This window comes from Jannaschia sp. Os4 (assembly GCF_016820245.1).
Lineage (GTDB): Bacteria > Pseudomonadota > Alphaproteobacteria > Rhodobacterales > Rhodobacteraceae > Jannaschia.
The window spans coordinates 318,152-333,719 of record NZ_JAFCAR010000001.1; the positions used below are offsets into that span (position 1 = coordinate 318,152).

Consider the following 15,568-nt stretch of genomic DNA (forward strand, 5'->3'; position numbering starts at 1 on the left):
CCCGCCCCTAGCATGCACGCGAGTTACGCCGTGCGGGCCATCGCCCGCAACGCCCCCAGTTCCGAGGTCCGCCATGCCCTATCGCGCCCCCGCCAACGAGATCCGCTTCGTGCTCGACCACGTGGTCGGCTTCGACCGCGTCGCCGCCACCGACCGCTTCGCCGAGGCCACGCCCGAGACCGTAGAGGCCATCCTGACCGAGGCGGGGCGGATGTGCACCGACGTCCTCGCGCCCTTGAACCGGGTGGGCGACCAGCAGCATTCGCGGCTGGAGAACGGGGTCGTGCGCACGCCGGACGGGTTCAAGGAGGGATTCCAAGCGATCGCCGAGGGCGGCTGGATCGGCATGTCCGGGCCGGAGGAGCATGGCGGCATGGGCCTGCCCATCGCGCTGACGATGGCCGTCAATGAGATGATCGGCTCGGCCTGCCTGTCGCTGCAGCTCAACCCGCTGATGACCCAAGGCCAGATCGAGGCGTTGGAGGCGCATGCCTCCAAGGAGCTGCAGGACCTCTACATCCCCAAGCTCATCTCGGGCGAGTGGACCGGCACCATGAACCTGACGGAGCCGCAGGCCGGCTCGGACGTGGGCGCGCTTAAGTCGAAGGCGGAGCCCAACGGCGACGGCACCTACGCGATCACCGGGCAGAAGATCTACATCTCGTGGGGCGACCACGACATGGCCGAGAACATCTGCCACCTCGTGCTAGCCCGCCTGCCCGACGGGGTCGAGGGGACCAAGGGGATCTCGCTCTTCATGGTGCCCAAGTACCTTCCGACCGAGGACGGCGGCATCGGCGTGGCGAACACGCTGAAGGTCGTCTCGCTGGAGGAGAAGCTGGGCCTGCACGCCTCGCCCACCGCCGTGATGCAGTACGACGGCGCGACCGGCTGGCTGGTGGGCGAGCCGCACAAGGGAATGGCCGCGATGTTCACCATGATGAACAACGCCCGCCTCGGCGTGGGCGTGCAGGGCCTGTCGATGGCCGAGGCCGCGATGCAGCACGCGATGGCCTATGCGATGGACCGGGTGCAGGGGCGCACGGAGCGCAAGGGCGGCTCGATCATGGAGCACGCCGACGTCCGGCGCATGGCGCTCGACATGAAGGCGCGGACCTTCGCGGCGCGCGCGCTCTGCATGGACACGGCGGTCGCGCTCGACCTGGGCCGGGCGAACGGCGACGCCGACATGCTGGCGCGCGGCGCCTTCCTGACCCCCATCGCCAAGGCCTACGGCACCGACACCGGCATCGCCGTGGCGGGCGAGGGCATCCAAGTGCATGGCGGCATGGGCTTCGTGGAGGAGACGGGCGCGGCGCAATACCTGCGCGACGTGCGCGTCACCGCGATCTACGAGGGCACCAACGGCATCCAAGCGATGGACCTCGTGGGCCGCAAGCTGATGGATGGCGGCGCGGCGGCCTTCGCCGTGCTCGACGAGATCCTCGGGTTGGACCCGGCGCTGGACGCCGCCGCTGCGGAGCTGCGGACGCTGACCGAATGGATGGTCGCGCAGGCGCCCCAGGACCGCTTCGCGGGCGCGGTGCCCTACCTGCAGGCCTTCGCGCGGGTGCTGGGCACGGCCTACCACCTGCGCGCCGCGAGCGCCGACGCGGCCCGCGCGCCGCTGGCCCGCTTCGCGGCCGCCCGCATGCTGCCCGAGGCGCTGGCCGAGATGGCCAAGGCGCGGCTGGGGTCCGAGGATCTCTACGCGATGAGCGCCGAGGAGATCGCGGCCTGATCGTCTCGCCCCGCCGAGGCGGGGCGATCCGGCGGGGGCCAGCCCCCGCGCCCCCGGGATATTTCCGGCAAGAGGAAGGGGACGCGCCCATGGATGGCGGCGACCGCTCGGACGATCCCGGCTGCCGGGGCCTGCGCTTCCCGTGGGACGCGCCGCCCGCCGAGGGCGAGGCGACCGAGGTGGCCGAGGGCGTCCTCTGGGCGCGCCTGCCGCTGCCGATGGCGCTGGACCACGTCAACGTCTTCTTCCTGCGGGACGGGGACGGCTGGGCGATGGTGGACACCGGGTTCGACACCAAGCGGACGCGCGCGATCCTCGAGGGGCTGATGGCGGGGCCGCTGGACGGCCTGCCGATCGTGCGGGTGCTGGTAACGCATCACCACCCGGACCACGTCGGCCTCGCGGGCTGGCTGATGGAGCGGGGGGCGGAGCTGCTGACGACGCGCACCGCGTGGCTGATGGCGCGGATGCTGACCTTGGACGAGCAGGCGCGGCCCACGCCCGAGACGCTGGAGTTCTGCCGCCGCTACGGGATGGACGCGGCGGTGCTGGCCGCCCGCGCCGAGGAGCGGCCGTTCAACTTCGCCGACATCGTCGCGCCGCTGCCCGTCGGGTTCACGCGGATCAAGGCGGGGGACCGGATCGACTTGGGCGGGCGGACGTGGGACGTGCACACCGGCGACGGCCACGCTGCCGAGCACGCGGTGCTCTACGAGGTCGGCGGCGACCTCGTGCTGGGGGGCGACCAGCTGCTGCCCGGCATCTCGCCCAACCTCGGGCTCTACCCGACCGAGCCGGGCGGCGACCCGGTGGGGGACTGGATGGCGTCCTGCGCGCGGCTGGCCCCCTTGGCGCGCGAGGACCACCTCGTGCTGCCCGGCCACAAGACGCCCTACACGGGCCTGCCCGCGCGGATGCGGTCGCTCCGGGAGAACCACGTGCACGCGCTGGACCGGCTGCACGCCCATCTGGCCGAGGCGCCCCGCACCGGGGGCGAGTGCTTCGCGCCGCTGTTCAAGCGTCCGGTCAACGAGAAGACCTACGGCCTCGCCTTCTTCGAGGCGGCGGCGCACCTGAACCGCCTCTGGCTCACCGGGCGCGCGAGCCGCGAGGACCGGGGCGACGGGGTGTGGCTCTGGCGCGCCACCTGAGGCGCGACTCCGCGGCTCACGGGACACGTGATCGGCCCGCGTCTTGGCCCTCCGCCCGCCCTGCGCCACGAAGGCGCGCATGGACGAGATCGCCACCACCGCCGAGGCCCTCGAGAACGCGCACGACCTGCGCGCGGACGGGCGCGACCACGCCGAGCCGGTCCCCGAGGGCATCCGCAAGGCGCGCTCCCCGGCGGAGTGGGCGGCGCAGCGCGCGATCCTCTACCTCAAGCGGTTCGAGGAGGGCCTGCCCGAGGACAAGGTGGTCGCGATGGCCTTCGCGGGCGGCCCCGGCGGCCTGCTGCGGGTGCGGGGCGTGGGGTTCCACGCGCCCGATATCGTGACCTTCAGCGGCGTGGACCGCAACGGCCACCCCGCGCAGGTGATCCAGCACGTCACCCAGCTCAACCTGATGCTCCGCGCCGAACCGAGGCCGCCGGAGGACGACGGCCAGCGCATCGGCTTCCGCCTCGCCGCCGCGCTGCAGGACGACAAGACCGAGGATCTCGAGACATGACCGCGACGACACGACACGCGCTCGCCCCGCCGATCTCCCCCGTGACAGCGCCCGCACCGTGGGCTACCCGCCCCGCGAACGACCAGGAGACGACCGATGGCCGACCAGAAGCCGCACGAGCCGGGCACCATGGACATCACGGAGCAGGAGAAGACCTTCGACGGCTTCATGCGCTTCACGAAGAACGCGGTGATCGCGATCATCGTGATCCTCGTCCTGCTCGCGATCTTCCGCACCTGAGGCGCTGGCTCGCACGGCTCGCCGCGCTGATCCTGCTGCCCGCCCTTCTCGCGGGCTGCGTCAACGAGGACGTGCAGGCTCCCTTGGCGCAGGCGCAGGCGGCCGCCTACCGCGCGCCGGGCGCGCCGACGCTGACGGTCTACACGATGATCTCGAACCTCTCCGGGCGCGGGGGCCATTCCGCGCTCATGGTGTCGGGGTCGCAGCGCGTGCTCTTCGATCCGGCGGGATCGTGGTACCACCCGACCGCGCCGGAGCGCGGCGACGTGTTCTTCGGGATGACGCCCGGGCTGGTGGAGTTCTACGAGGACTACCACGCCCGCCCCTCCTACCACGTGGTGAAGCACGAGATCGCGGTCGACGCGGCCACCGCCGAGCGGGCCCTGCAACTGGTGCAGGCGCATGGCACGGCGGGCAAGGCGACCTGCGGGCAATCGGTCTCGGGCGTACTGCGCGAGCTGGGCTTCACGTCGGTGAAGCGGGCTTGGTTCCCCGAGCGCGTCATGCGCGACGTCGCGGCGCTCCCCGGCGTGCGCGAGACCAAGCGGTTCGACGACGTGGAGGATCCGTGGTCGCCCGAGCGCGGCGCGCGCGCGCAGGCCATCGCCTTGGAGAAGGCCGCCGAGTGAGGCGGGGTGAGACGGGACGCGTGCCCCGTGATAGGGGGCGGGCATGGCCCAGTCCCTCCCCCTGCCCTGCGCCGACGGACGCCCGTCCGACGGCACCTGCCCCGACACGACCGGCACGCTGATCGCCACCACGCTGGGATCGGCGCTCGCGTTCATCGTGGGCTCCATCGTCAACGTGGCGCTGCCCGCGATGCAGGAGACCTACGCCGCCGGGCCAACGGGGGCGCAGTGGATCGTGAACGCCTACCTGCTGCCCCTCGGCGCGCTCGTCCTGATCGGCGGCGCGCTCGGGGACCATTACGGGCGACGGCGCGTGTTCCTCGCCGGGCTGGTGGTGTTCACCGTCGCCTGCGGGATCTGCGCGGTCGCGCCGACCTTCCCGATCCTGATGGCGGGCCGGGCCTTGGAGGGGGTAGGCGCGGCCCTCGTCGCGCCCACCTCGCTGGCCATCATCTCGGACGCCTTCGACGGCAAGGCACGGGGGAAGGCCATCGGGACGTGGGCCGGCGCGGGCGCGGCCGCGTCGGCCTTGGCGCCGGTGGCGGGCGGCTGGATCGTGGACGTGGCGGGCTGGCGGTGGGCCTTCGTCGCCGTGATCCCGCTGGCGGTCGCCGCGTTCTGGTTCGCGCTCCGCTCCGTGCGCGAATCGACCGCCGACCGGGGCGAGCGCGCGGCTCTCGACTGGACCGGCGCGGCGCTGGTCTCCGCGGCCTTGGGCGCGGGCATCTGGGGCCTCGTCGCCCTTCCGGAGCGAGGCGCGACGCCGCTGGTGCTGGGCGCCTTGGTCGCGGGCGCGGCGCTCTTCGCGGCCTTCCTCTGGATCGAGCGGACGAAGGGCGATGGCGCGATGATCCCGCTCGCGCTGTTCCGGGACGGCACGTTCTCGGGCCTCTCGCTCTACACCTTCCTGCTCTACGCGGCGCTCGGCGGCCTGCTCCTGCTGCTGCCCTACGTGATGATCCAAGACCTCGGCTGGTCGGCCACCGCCGCCGGGACCGCGCTCCTGCCCTTCCCGCTCATCATGGGTCTGGCCTCGCGCTTCGTCGGCGGGACGCTGGCGGACCGGCTGGGCGCGCGGATCCTCCTCACGGCGGGCGCGGCCTTGGTGGCGCTTGCGTTCGGGCTGTGGACCTTCACCCCCGCCGAGGGGGTCGACTACCGGGTGCACATCCTGCCCGGCCTCCTGGTGATGGCCGTGGGCATGTCGCTCGCGGTGGCCCCCCTCACCTCCACCGTGCTGGCCGCCGCCGGGGACGACTACTCGGGCGTGGCCTCGGGCGTGAACAACGCGATCAGCCGGGTCGGCGGGCTGGTGGCGACGGCGCTGCTCGGCCTCGTGCTGCTGGGGCAGGCCGAGTCGCTCACGGCGGGCTTCGCCCTCGCGGCGATGGCGGGGGCGGCGCTGGCGGCCGGATCGGCGGCGCTGTCGTGGCTGCTGGTCCGGCCTAGGACGTCGTGACGCGCTTGCGGCCCGGCCCGGCGCCCGTCACACCGCATGCCATGCGCGCGCTCCTCGCCCTCCTGCTGACGATCGGCCTGACGTTGCCCGCGATGGGCGCGGCCCTCGCCGAGGGGCTGGGGCTGGAGCGCGTGGTGATCTGCCAAGGCGACCGGCTCGTGACCGTGCATCTCGGCGGCGACGGCGCGCCGGTCGAGATCGAGGGGCATGGCCCCTGCCTCGCCGCGATCCCGTCCGACCGACCCGCGCGCCCCATGCCGCCGGCGTCCGCCGCGGCTTTCACCGTCTCCGCCGAACCGGTCCCGGCGGACGGCCCCGTCGCCCGGCCCTCGACGATCCGGGCCCGCGCACCTCCTCCGACGCTCTGACCCACCCTCATCAGACCTGTCCGGAGACGCATCCCATGAAGACCCGCATCCTGCTCGCCGCCCTGCTCGCGGCCGCGCCCGCCGTCGCGCACGACTACGGCGTCGGCGCCCTCTCCATCGCGCATCCCTACGCGATCGAAACCCCGCCCAACGCCCCCGTCGCGGGCGGCTACCTCGAGATCACGAATGCGGGCGACGCCGACGACGTGCTCGTCTCCGCCAGCGTGGACGAAGCCATCGCCGGCGCGACCCAACTCCACCGGATGGAGATGGACGGCGGCGTCATGCGCATGTCCGAGGTGGAGGGCGGCATCCCGGTGCCGGCGGGCGAGACGGTCGTGCTGCAGCGCGGTGGGCTGCACGTCATGTTCATGCAGCTCGTCGAGGGGCTGGAGGCCGGGGCGGAGGTGCCCGCCACCCTGACCTTCCGGGACGCGGGACCCGTCGAGGTCGTCTTCGCCGTCGAGACCCGCGCCGAGGCCGAGGCGCGGGCCGGCGGAGGCCACGACCACTGACCTCCTGGGCGGCGGATCGAACCCGCCGCCCCCCTCCCGCGTTGCACGGCCATGACCGATCGCAGCCTCACCCTCCCGCCCCACGACACCCGCATCCACGTGCTCGCCGCCCGGCCCGAGGCGGGGATCGAGACGACGACCCATCTCTCCCGGCTCCGCGGCGAGGCGCCCGGCGGAAGCTTGGCCGAGGCGCTCGGCGCGCCCGTCGATCCCGCCGGGGTCGAGGCGTTCTCGGCGCAGGACGTCGAGAGCATGGGCCTGCGGGCCTATCTCGCCTCCGCTTACGACGCCGATCCCGGCGCGTTGGAGACGGACGCGGTCTGGCTCGACGCGCTGCGCGGCACGGTCGTCGTCGTGACGCCCAAGGCGCTTCCGACGGGCGGGACGCTCGAATTGGCGGACGACCTGCACATGGTCGGCTCCTACCCGACCGCCGCCGCCGACCACGCCGCCGCGCCCCTGCCCCGCCAAGCGCCCGAGGAGGTGCCGCGCGTCGCCACCCCGGCCGCCTCCACCGGCGACACGACGTCGAACCGCACGATCGTCTGGATCGTGCTGGCCGCGCTGGTCCTCGCCGCGATCCTCGTGCTGGCGCTCTGAGGACGGCGCGGCTAGCAGTCCGCCATGTCCGTTCTGCTGACCAACGCGATCCTGATCGACCCCGAGGCGGGGACCGTCTCCGAGGGCGAGATCCGCATCGAGGACGGGCGAATCACCCCGCCGGGTCCGGCGAAGGAGGTGATCGACTGCGGCGGGCGCCACCTCGCGCCGGGGATCGTCGACCTCGGGGTCAAGGTCGGGGAGCCGGGGGAGCGGCACAAGGAGAGCTTCCGCACCGCAGGCGAGGCCGCGCGGCGCGGGGGCGTGACCATGATGGTCTGCCGCCCCGACACGACCCCGCCCGTCGACACGCCCGAGACCTTCGCCTTCGTCCAAGGCCGGGCCGCGACCGCCGGGGTCCGCGTCCGCCAGATGGCCACGCTGACCAAGGGCCGCGCCGGGCGCGAGATGGTCGAGATGGGGTTCCTGTCCGACGCGGGCGCGGTGGCGTTCACCGACGGGGACCACGTGGTGCGCGACGCCAAGGCGCTGTCGCGCTGCCTGACCTACGCGCGCTCGCTCGGCGCACTGGTGATCGGCCACCCGCAGGAGCCGTCGCTCTCGGACGGCGCGGCGGCGACCTCGGGCAAGTTCGCGAGCCTGCGCGGCCTCCCCGCCGTCTCGCCGGTGGCGGAGCGGATGGGGCTGGAGCGCGACCTCGCCCTCGTCGGGATGACCGGGGCCAAGTGGCACGCCGACCAGATCACCACCGAGGGGGCGCTGGGTCCGCTGCGCGCAGCCAAGGCGGCGGGTCTGGACGTGACGGCGGGGACGTCGATCCACCATGTGACGCTCAACGCGCTCGACGTCGCGGACTACCGCACCTTCTTCAAGCTCAAGCCCCCGCTGCGCGACGAGGACGACCGCATCGCGGTGGCCGAGGCCTTGGCTGACGGGACGATCGACGTGCTGTGCTCCATGCACACGCCGCAGGACGAGGAGTCCAAGCGCCTGCCCTTCGAGCAGGCGGCGTCCGGCGCGGTGGGGCTGGAGACCTTCGTGCCCGCCGCGCTGCGGCTGTTCCATGCGGGGATGATCGAGTTGCCCGTCCTCTGGCGCGCGATGTCGACGGCTCCGGCCCGCAGGCTGGGGATCGAGGGGGGCTCGCTGGCCGAGGGGGCGGTGGCCGACCTCGTGCTGGTGGACGTGGGCGCGCCCTTCGTGCTGGACCGCTGGGCGATGGCGTCGAAGTCGAAGAACACGCCCTTCGACGGCACGCGCCTGCAGGGGCGGGTGAAGGCGACGTGGGTCGGCGGCGAGCTGGTCTGGGGCGGGGTTTAGGGCCAGCGAACGCGGGGCGTGCATCGCTCATCTGGACCTAGCAGGCCAAGTTCGGCACATCGCCCCCCATGCCCGACCTCCTCACGCCTTCGTCGCTCCTGCTCCTCACCGCCGCGCTGGCCTACCTGCTCGGCTCCGTCCCGTTCGGCATCGTGATGGCGCGGCTCTTCGGGCTGGGCGACCTGCGGACGATCGGCTCGGGCAACATCGGCGCGACCAACGTGCTGCGGACCGGGAACAGGCCCGCCGCCGCGCTGACGCTGATCGGGGATGCGGGCAAGGGGGCCTTCGCGGTGCTGGTGGCGCGGGCGACCTTGGGCGAGGACGCGGCGCAGGTCGCGGGCGTGGCCGCGTTCCTCGGCCACTGCTTCCCCGTCTACCTCGGGTTCAAGGGTGGCAAGGGCGTTGCGACCTTCCTCGGGACGCTGCTGGCGCTGTCGCCCCTCGTCGGGATCGCGGCCTGCCTGACGTGGCTCGCCACGGCGGGCGCCTTCCGCATCTCCTCGCTCGCCGCGCTCGTGGCGGCGGCGGGCGCGCCGCTCTGGGCGCTGTGGCTGCGGCCCGACGCTTGGGGCTTCGCCGCCGCCCTCGCGGTGCTGATCTTCGCGCGCCACCACGCCAACATCCGCCGGATCGCCGCGGGCCGCGAGCCGCGCATCGGGGCGAAGTGAGCGAGGCCGAGCGCGCGGCGGCGATCCTCGCGGACCTGCCGCTGGGCGCGTTCCGGGTGCGGTCGGGCGGCAAGGACTGGCTGGTCAGCCACCTGCACCACGCGGCGGGGCGGTCGGAGAAGCTGGTGGCGCGGTCCTTGGACGGGTCGGACTACGTGTCGCTCAACCTCTACCGGCTGGAGTCCGGGCCGCGGCTCAAGCCATGCGAGATGCCGGTGGCGAAGGTGATGCGGTTCCTGGAGGGGATCGAAGCCACCCAAGGCTAGGCGCCCCGCGCGATACGGCCGCGCCACGGCCCGGCGATGCGCTCGCGTCGTTCTCTAGTACGACCGCTCCGCGTAGATCCGGCTCAGATCGCCCGCCCACGCGCCCTCGTAGTCGTCCAGCATCTCGTCGGCCAAGGTGCGCCCGCTCTCCAGCGTGTCCTTCAGCGCGTTGAGGAAGTGGGTCTCGTCCGGCACCAGCCCGCCCGCGCCGGGCCGGGCACGCGCGCGCAGCCCTTCCTCCGCGATGGCCACGCAGTCGTGGGCGAGGTCCATCATCCGCACGCCGCCGAACTCCGCCTCCAAGGCCCGCTCGGACGCCGCCACCCGCAGGCCGAGCCGCGTCTCGTGGTCCCAGCCCTTGCAGAGGTCCCACGCCGCCTCCAATGCGGCGTCGTCGTACATCAGCCCGACCCAGAAGGCGGGCAGCGCGCAGAGCCTGCGCCACGGGCCGCCGTCGGCGCCGCGCATCTCCATGTACTTCTTGATCCGCGCCTCGGGGAACAGCGTCGTCAGGTGATCAGCCCAGTCGGCGGTGGTCGGCAACTCGCCCGGCAGCGCGGGCAGCTCGCCGCGCAGGAAGTCGCGGAACGACATCCCCAGCGCGTCGATATAGGTGCCGTCGCGGTGGACGAAGTACATCGGCACGTCCAGCGCGTAGTCGACCCAGCGCTCGAACCCGAACCCGTCCTCGAAGACGAAGGCGGGGATACCGGTGCGCGCGTCGTCGAGGCTGCGCCAGACCCGGCTGCGGTAGGAGCGGTGGCCGTTGGGCTTGCCGTCGAGGAAGGGCGAGTTGGCGAAGAGTGCGGTGGCCACCGACTGCAGCGCCATCGCCACGCGCAGCTTCTTGGCCATGTCCGCCTCTGAGGCGAAGTCGAGGTTGACCTGCACCGTGCAGGTGCGGCGCATCATGATCTTCCCCGTCGTGCCGACGGTGTCCATGTACGCGTCCATCAGCTTGTAGCGGCCCTTGGGCATCAGCGGCATGTCGTCGTGGGTCCAGACGGGCGCCGCGCCCAGCCCGATCCACTTGACCCCGATCTCGTCGGAGACGGCCTTCACCTCGCGCAGGTGGTCGTTCACCTCGTCGCAGGTGTGGTGGATCGTCTCGACCGGCGCGCCCGACAGCTCCAGCTGGCCGCCCGGCTCCAGCGAGACGTTGGCACCGTCCTTGGTCAGGCCGATGAGCTTGCCCTGCTCCTCCACCGGCGCCCAGCCGAAGCGGTCGCGCAGCGCGGAGAGCACCGCGTGGATCGACCGCTCGCCCTCGTAGGGCAGCGGACGCAGCGAGTCGGCGCAGTAGCCGAACTTCTCGTGCTCCGTGCCGATGCGCCATTCGTCGCGGGGCTTGCAGCCGGACTCGAGATATTCGGCCAACTGGGCGTGGTCGGTGATCGTCGCGCCGCCGGACTGGGGGATGGACATGGGCGGCCTCCGTTCGCTCGGACCTCGGAGTGAGCGCGCCCGCCGGGCCTGTCAACCGCGCGGGAGGGCCAGCGGGCGGGACCTGCGCCAGACGACCGTGGTGCCTGTGCGTCCCCGCACCGCCCGGACCATCGCGCCGCCGTCGAAGCCCGGGAGCGGGGCGAGCGCGTCGAGGAGGACCTCCGCGCCCCGCGCGCCTTCGGGGATGGTGAGCGGGGCGCCGTCCACGGCGGCGAGGCGCCAGAACCCCTCGCCGGTGGAGGCGCGGCGGAAGGCGACCTCCGACAGCTCGTCCAAGCTCACCATGCCGCCGGTGATCGGGCCCATGTAGGCGATCGTCCCCTCGACCGCGCTGACGATTCCGGGCGCCTCCGCCTCGGTCCGCAGGCGGGCCCTGCGCCAGCCGGAGGGGAGCAGGACCGCGCCGATCAGGACCAGCACGAGACCGAAGAGCCACGGCAGCCCGCCCCCCCTCGCCAGCAGCCAAAGACCTAAGGCCACCGCCCCCGCCCCGACCAGCGCCTCGCGCCATCGGAGCAGCATCGCGGAGGCTTCGGGTCGGATCATGGCGGGCGGCTCCGGTCTGAGTCGGGTCCGACCTAAACCTGGGACGCCCCCGATATGCACCCCTCCGAGTAGCTTCGGCCGACGCGCTCCGCCGGGCCGCCGCGCCGGGGGGACACCCCCCGTGGCAGGATCCCCTAGCCCCAGTCCCCCTGCGCCGCCTGCCACAGGGCCAGCGCCGCCACCGCCGCCGTGTCGGCGCGCAGGATGCGGGGGCCCAGCGCGATGGGCCACGCCTGCTTCATCGCGCGGAGGCGGTTCCGCTCCTCGGGGGAGAAGCCGCCCTCCGGCCCGATCAGGATCGCCGCGGGCGCCGGGGGGAGGGCGGCCGCCTCGCGACCGGACCCCGCCCAGTCGGGATCGGCGGAAAGGGTCTCGTCCGCGAACACCAGCGCGCGGTCGTCCCACGCGTCCAGCAGGCGGTCCAGCCGCACCGGCTCGGCCACCGCCGGGACGAAGGTTCCGCCGCACTGCTCCGCGGCCTCCACGGCATGCGCCTGCAGCCGGTCGACCCGCACCCGCTCGGAGTTGGTGAAGCGGGTCAGCACCGGCACGATTCGGGACGCCCCCAACTCCACCGCCTTCTCGACGATGAAGTCGGTGCGGGCCTTCTTCACCGGGGCGAAGCACAGCCACACGTCCGGCGGGTCGCGCTGCGCGCGCACCGGCGCGGCGCAGACCAAGGCCGCGCCCCGCTTGCCCGCCGTCTCGATCTCCGCCCGCCAGCCGCCGGAGCGCCCGTCGAACACCTCCACCGCGTCGCCCGGCCCCAGCCGCATCACGTTGGCGAGGTAGTGCCCCTGCGCGGGCGACGTCTCGACCCGTTGTCCGGGGCCGAGCGGGCCTGTTACGTGCAGCCTGACCATGCGCGAGGCCCCCTCCATGAACAGAGCCGTTCAAGGCACCGTGGCCGACGCCGTCAAGGACAACTGGGTCGACGCCCTCGCGCCCGCGCCCACGCGACCCTACCTCCGCCTGTCGCGCGCAGACCGCCCCATCGGGACGTGGCTGCTGCTGCTGCCGTGCTGGTGGGCCGTCGCCCTCGCCGTCGCGTCCCACGGCTGGCATCCCCGCGCGCTGTGGATCGCGCTCGGCTGCGCGCTCGGCGCGTTCCTGATGCGCGGGGCGGGGTGCACGTGGAACGACGTCACCGACCGGGAGTTCGACGGCGCCGTCGCGCGCACCCGGTCCCGCCCGATCCCGTCCGGCCAGGTGACGGTGCGCGGCGCGCTCGCGTGGATGGCCGCCCAAGCGCTGATCGCCTTCGCCGTCCTGCTGACCTTCCACCCATTGGCGATCGGCCTCGGGATCGGCTCGCTCGCCCTCGTGGCGGTCTACCCCTTCGCCAAGCGGTTCACTTGGTGGCCGCAGATGTTCCTCGGCCTCGCGTTCAACTGGGGCGCGCTGCTGGCGTGGGCCGCGCAGGCGGGGCAGGTGCCCCTCGCCGCGCTGCTGCTCTATGCGAGCGGGATCGCGTGGACGCTGTTCTACGACACGATCTACGCCTTCCAGGACATCGAGGACGACGCGACGATCGGCGTCCGCTCCACCGCGCGCCTCTTCGGCACGGACGCGCCGCGCTGGCTGGCGGGGTTCGCGCTGGGGGCCACGATCCTCATGGCGCTGTCGGCCGGGGCCGCGCTCTCGGGGTGGTCCTTGGTCCTCGGCCTCGCGGGGGCGGCATCCTTCGGCTGGCACCTTCGGCGGCAGATGCGGGGCCTCGACCTCGCCGACCCGGCCGCCTGCCTCGCGGCGTTCCGCTCGAACCGGGACGCGGGCCTGATCCCCCTGCCGTTTTTCGCCGCCGCCGCGCTCGTCTGATTGTGCCCGCCCCGGGTGGGGGCTAACCAGCCGTCCCGAGGGGCAATCGAGAGGACCACCCATGGCGTCGGCCAACGCACGCGCGACCGGCATCGCCTTCGGCATCGCCGCCGTGGCCTGCGCCGCGACGGCGTACGGGGCGGCGCTGTGGGTCGAGCGCGTCTCGCGGGCCGACGTGGAGCGGCGCATGTCCGTGGCGGGCTACGACTGGGCCGAGGTGCACACCGACGGCCTCGAGGTCGTGATCTCCGGCACCGCCCCCGACGAGCCGGCCCGCTTCCGCGCGGTGACCTTGGCCGGCGAGGGCGTGGACCCCGCGCGCATCGTGGACGCCTTGGAGGTCACCCCCGCGCAGGAGGTCGCGCCGCCGCGCTTCGCCCTCGAGATGCTGCGCAACGCGGCGGGCGTGTCGCTGATCGGCTTGGCGCCCGAGGGGGGCGACGCGCGCGTGATGGCGGCGCTGGACGCGCTGGAGGTGCCGTACACCGACCTGCTGGAGACGGCGGGCGGGCGGGTGCCCGAGGGCTGGCGCCCGGCGGTGTCCTACGCGCTGGAGGCGCTGGAGGCGCTGCCGCAAGCGAAGATCAGCGTCGAGCCCGGCCGGGTCGAGATCACCGCCGTGGCCGAATCGGACTCCGACCGTCGCCGCCTCGAGGCGCGCCTGTCCTCGGCCCGCCCCGATGGCGTGGCGCTGTCGCTCCAGATCGACGCCCCGCGCCCCGTCGTCGCGCCCTTCACCCTGCGCGCCACCATGGCCGAGGACCGGCTTCGCCTCTCGGCCTGCGCGGTGGACGACGAGGCGGCGATGGACGCCGTGCAGGCCGCCGCCGCCGCGGCGGGGTTCGAGGGCCCGACCCCGTGCCGCCTCGCGCTCGGTGCGCCGACCGCGACGTGGGGCGAGGCCGCCGCGCGCGCCATCGCGGCGCTGGACGAGGTGGGCGGCGGAACCGTCACCCTGTCGGATACGGACGTCACCTTGGTCGCGCCCGAGGGCACCGACCCCGACCGCTTCGCCCGCATCGCCGACGGCCTCGAGGCGGACCTGCCCCCCCTGTTCGCCCTGTCCCGCGTCCTGCCCGAGACCGTCGAGATCGACGGCAGCGGCGAGCGCGACGACGGCACCCCGGAGTTCGTCGCCGCCCGCGGCCCCGATGGCGACGTCCGCCTGCGCGGGCGGATCGGGGACGCGCGGCAGAGGGCGGCGGTCGAGAGCTACGGGCGCGCGCTGTTCGGGGCGGAGCGGACTTGGGTCGCGCTGCGCGAGGACGCGGACCTGCCCGAGGGCTGGCCGGTGCGGGTGCTCGCGGGGCTGGAGGCGTTGGACCGGCTGACCTCCGGACGGCTGGTGGTGCAGCCCGCCGTGATCGCGCTGGAAGGGCAGACCGGCGACCCGCAGGCCGAGGCGTCCATCGCCGCGCTGCTGTCCGATCGGCTCGGCGCCGAGGCGGACTACCGGGTCGACGTGACCTACCTCCGGGAACTGGACCCGACCCTCAACATCCCCACGCCCGAGGAATGCGAGGACCGGCTCAACGCCGTGCTGATCGACGAGAAGGTCGCCTTCGATCCCGGCGCGGCCTCCATCTCCAACACCGATCCGCTCGACGCCCTGCGCGCGGTGTTCCGGGTCTGCGACTTCGTGGTGGTCGAGGTGGAGGGCCACACCGACAGCCAAGGGCGCGAGGTGATGAACGAGGAGCTCAGCCAAGCGCGCGCCGACGCGGTGCGCGCGGCGCTGATCGAGCGGGGCGTGCCCCCGTCGCAGATGACGGCCGTGGGCTACGGCGAGGCGCGTCCCATCGCCGACAACGATACCGAGGTCGGGCGCGAGGCCAACCGTCGGATCGAGTTCAGCCTCCTCGGGCGACGACCGGGCAGCCCCGTGCCGGCCGGCGCGGCGGCACCGGTCGAGGCCGGCGCGGAGACCGGGGCGGGAGCCGCCGACGGGGACGTCGGCGACGCGGAAGGCGAGAGCGAGGAGAACGAGGGATGAACCGCACGGAGTTCGTCGTGACGGTGGCGGTGGTGCTGCTGGTGGCGTTCACGCTGGGCTGGGTGGCCTCGTGGGTGGTGGGACGCTTCCGCCGGGTGACCGCCGACGACATGGGCGAGATCGACCAGATGGCGCAGGCGCTGCACGTGGCCGAGGAGGAGCGGGACCAAGCGGTCGCATGGGCGCAGGCCCGCGAGCGGGAGGTGTCCGGCAAGCTGGTCCAGACCGAGGCGGAGCTGGCCGCCGCGATGGAGGGCCTGCGCGAGGCGCGACGCGAGGCGTCGGAGCTGCGCGGATACATCGAGAGCCTGAACGCCTGAGCGGCGG

18 protein-coding genes are annotated in these 15,568 nt (G+C 73.6%); 15 read left to right on the top strand and 3 right to left on the bottom strand.

The genetic code is table 11. The annotated features are described in order from the left end of the window. The first annotated feature begins 73 nt into the window (after positions 1–73). The 12 genes from JQC91_RS01630 (at position 74) to JQC91_RS01685 (ending at position 9,438) form a co-directional block, all read left to right on the top strand. The gene (locus JQC91_RS01630) at positions 74–1,741 is read left to right on the top strand and encodes an acyl-CoA dehydrogenase (RefSeq protein WP_203285025.1); all 1,668 of its coding nucleotides are present in this window, start codon (positions 74–76) and stop codon (positions 1,739–1,741) included. A gap of 89 nt (positions 1,742–1,830) precedes the next feature. Next, a complete protein-coding gene (locus JQC91_RS01635) occupies positions 1,831–2,892 on the top strand; it encodes an MBL fold metallo-hydrolase (RefSeq protein ID WP_203285026.1) in 1,062 nt (353 codons plus the stop codon). 79 nt (positions 2,893–2,971) lie between these two features. Next, complete coding sequence (locus JQC91_RS01640; protein WP_203285027.1) at positions 2,972–3,409, top strand: hypothetical protein; 438 nt, start codon at positions 2,972–2,974, stop codon at positions 3,407–3,409. 96 nt (positions 3,410–3,505) lie between these two features. Next, a complete protein-coding gene (locus JQC91_RS01645; protein WP_203285028.1) occupies positions 3,506–3,649 on the top strand; it encodes an aa3-type cytochrome c oxidase subunit IV in 144 nt (47 codons plus the stop codon). A gap of 71 nt (positions 3,650–3,720) precedes the next feature. Beyond that, on the top strand, positions 3,721–4,278 hold the full coding sequence (locus JQC91_RS01650; protein WP_203285029.1) for a hypothetical protein: 558 nt from the start codon (positions 3,721–3,723) through the stop codon (positions 4,276–4,278). Between the two features lie 43 nt (positions 4,279–4,321). Then, positions 4,322–5,737, top strand: coding sequence for an MFS transporter (locus tag JQC91_RS01655; protein ID WP_203285030.1), 1,416 nt, complete (start codon positions 4,322–4,324; stop codon positions 5,735–5,737). A 41-nt stretch (positions 5,738–5,778) separates the two neighbouring features. Next, a complete protein-coding gene (locus tag JQC91_RS01660) occupies positions 5,779–6,105 on the top strand; it encodes a hypothetical protein (RefSeq protein ID WP_203285031.1) in 327 nt (108 codons plus the stop codon). A 35-nt stretch (positions 6,106–6,140) separates the two neighbouring features. After that, entirely contained in the window at positions 6,141–6,620 is a 480-nt protein-coding gene (locus JQC91_RS01665) for a copper chaperone PCu(A)C (protein WP_203285032.1), read from the top strand. Between the two features lie 51 nt (positions 6,621–6,671). Continuing rightward, positions 6,672–7,220, top strand: a complete 549-nt coding sequence (locus tag JQC91_RS01670; protein ID WP_203285033.1) for a hypothetical protein — start codon at positions 6,672–6,674, stop codon at positions 7,218–7,220. Positions 7,221–7,244: 24 nt separating this feature from the next. Beyond that, a complete protein-coding gene (gene pyrC, locus JQC91_RS01675) occupies positions 7,245–8,501 on the top strand; it encodes a dihydroorotase (protein ID WP_203285034.1) in 1,257 nt (418 codons plus the stop codon). 68 nt (positions 8,502–8,569) lie between these two features. Then, complete coding sequence (gene plsY, locus JQC91_RS01680; RefSeq protein WP_203285035.1) at positions 8,570–9,172, top strand: glycerol-3-phosphate 1-O-acyltransferase PlsY; 603 nt, start codon at positions 8,570–8,572, stop codon at positions 9,170–9,172. Then, positions 9,169–9,438, top strand: coding sequence for a hypothetical protein (locus JQC91_RS01685; RefSeq protein WP_203285036.1), 270 nt, complete (start codon positions 9,169–9,171; stop codon positions 9,436–9,438). The genes plsY and JQC91_RS01685 overlap by 4 nt, the downstream gene beginning before the upstream one ends. A 54-nt stretch (positions 9,439–9,492) precedes the next feature. Here the strand turns inward: JQC91_RS01685 and JQC91_RS01690 are convergent, their stop codons facing one another. From JQC91_RS01690 to JQC91_RS01700, 3 genes are all read right to left on the bottom strand, one after another. Next, positions 9,493–10,863, bottom strand: coding sequence for a glutamate--cysteine ligase (locus JQC91_RS01690; RefSeq protein ID WP_203285037.1), 1,371 nt, complete (start codon positions 10,861–10,863; stop codon positions 9,493–9,495). A 51-nt stretch (positions 10,864–10,914) separates the two neighbouring features. Further along, on the bottom strand, positions 10,915–11,430 hold the full coding sequence (locus JQC91_RS01695; RefSeq protein WP_203285038.1) for a hypothetical protein: 516 nt from the start codon (positions 11,428–11,430) through the stop codon (positions 10,915–10,917). Positions 11,431–11,564: 134 nt separating this feature from the next. After that, on the bottom strand, positions 11,565–12,293 hold the full coding sequence (locus JQC91_RS01700) for a 16S rRNA (uracil(1498)-N(3))-methyltransferase (protein ID WP_238941241.1): 729 nt from the start codon (positions 12,291–12,293) through the stop codon (positions 11,565–11,567). 16 nt (positions 12,294–12,309) lie between these two features. Here JQC91_RS01700 and ubiA point away from each other — a divergent pair, with 16 nt between their 5' ends. The 3 genes from ubiA to JQC91_RS01715 all read left to right on the top strand — a co-directional run bounded on the left by ubiA (position 12,310) and on the right by JQC91_RS01715 (position 15,561). Beyond that, complete coding sequence (gene ubiA / locus JQC91_RS01705; RefSeq protein WP_238941242.1) at positions 12,310–13,248, top strand: 4-hydroxybenzoate octaprenyltransferase; 939 nt, start codon at positions 12,310–12,312, stop codon at positions 13,246–13,248. A gap of 61 nt (positions 13,249–13,309) precedes the next feature. Beyond that, the gene (locus JQC91_RS01710) at positions 13,310–15,241 is read left to right on the top strand and encodes an OmpA family protein (protein WP_203285041.1); all 1,932 of its coding nucleotides are present in this window, start codon (positions 13,310–13,312) and stop codon (positions 15,239–15,241) included. Then, the gene (locus JQC91_RS01715) at positions 15,238–15,561 is read left to right on the top strand and encodes a hypothetical protein (protein ID WP_203285042.1); all 324 of its coding nucleotides are present in this window, start codon (positions 15,238–15,240) and stop codon (positions 15,559–15,561) included. The genes JQC91_RS01710 and JQC91_RS01715 overlap by 4 nt, the downstream gene beginning before the upstream one ends. The last annotated feature ends 7 nt before the right edge of the window (positions 15,562–15,568 follow it).

Coding starts and splice junctions, on each gene's coding strand:
- JQC91_RS01695 (WP_203285038.1), bottom strand. CDS start 11,430: ATGATCCGACCCGAAGCCTCCGCGATGCTGCTCCGATGGCGCGAGGCG.
- JQC91_RS01700 (WP_238941241.1), bottom strand. CDS start 12,293: ATGGTCAGGCTGCACGTAACAGGCCCGCTCGGCCCCGGACAACGGGTC.
- JQC91_RS01715 (WP_203285042.1), top strand. CDS start 15,238: ATGAACCGCACGGAGTTCGTCGTGACGGTGGCGGTGGTGCTGCTGGTG.
- JQC91_RS01630 (WP_203285025.1), top strand. CDS start 74: ATGCCCTATCGCGCCCCCGCCAACGAGATCCGCTTCGTGCTCGACCAC.
- JQC91_RS01655 (WP_203285030.1), top strand. CDS start 4,322: ATGGCCCAGTCCCTCCCCCTGCCCTGCGCCGACGGACGCCCGTCCGAC.
- JQC91_RS01665 (WP_203285032.1), top strand. CDS start 6,141: ATGAAGACCCGCATCCTGCTCGCCGCCCTGCTCGCGGCCGCGCCCGCC.
- JQC91_RS01660 (WP_203285031.1), top strand. CDS start 5,779: ATGCGCGCGCTCCTCGCCCTCCTGCTGACGATCGGCCTGACGTTGCCC.
- JQC91_RS01645 (WP_203285028.1), top strand. CDS start 3,506: ATGGCCGACCAGAAGCCGCACGAGCCGGGCACCATGGACATCACGGAG.
- JQC91_RS01710 (WP_203285041.1), top strand. CDS start 13,310: ATGGCGTCGGCCAACGCACGCGCGACCGGCATCGCCTTCGGCATCGCC.
- pyrC (WP_203285034.1), top strand. CDS start 7,245: ATGTCCGTTCTGCTGACCAACGCGATCCTGATCGACCCCGAGGCGGGG.
- JQC91_RS01690 (WP_203285037.1), bottom strand. CDS start 10,863: ATGTCCATCCCCCAGTCCGGCGGCGCGACGATCACCGACCACGCCCAG.
- JQC91_RS01670 (WP_203285033.1), top strand. CDS start 6,672: ATGACCGATCGCAGCCTCACCCTCCCGCCCCACGACACCCGCATCCAC.
- ubiA (WP_238941242.1), top strand. CDS start 12,310: ATGAACAGAGCCGTTCAAGGCACCGTGGCCGACGCCGTCAAGGACAAC.
- JQC91_RS01635 (WP_203285026.1), top strand. CDS start 1,831: ATGGATGGCGGCGACCGCTCGGACGATCCCGGCTGCCGGGGCCTGCGC.
- JQC91_RS01640 (WP_203285027.1), top strand. CDS start 2,972: ATGGACGAGATCGCCACCACCGCCGAGGCCCTCGAGAACGCGCACGAC.
- plsY (WP_203285035.1), top strand. CDS start 8,570: ATGCCCGACCTCCTCACGCCTTCGTCGCTCCTGCTCCTCACCGCCGCG.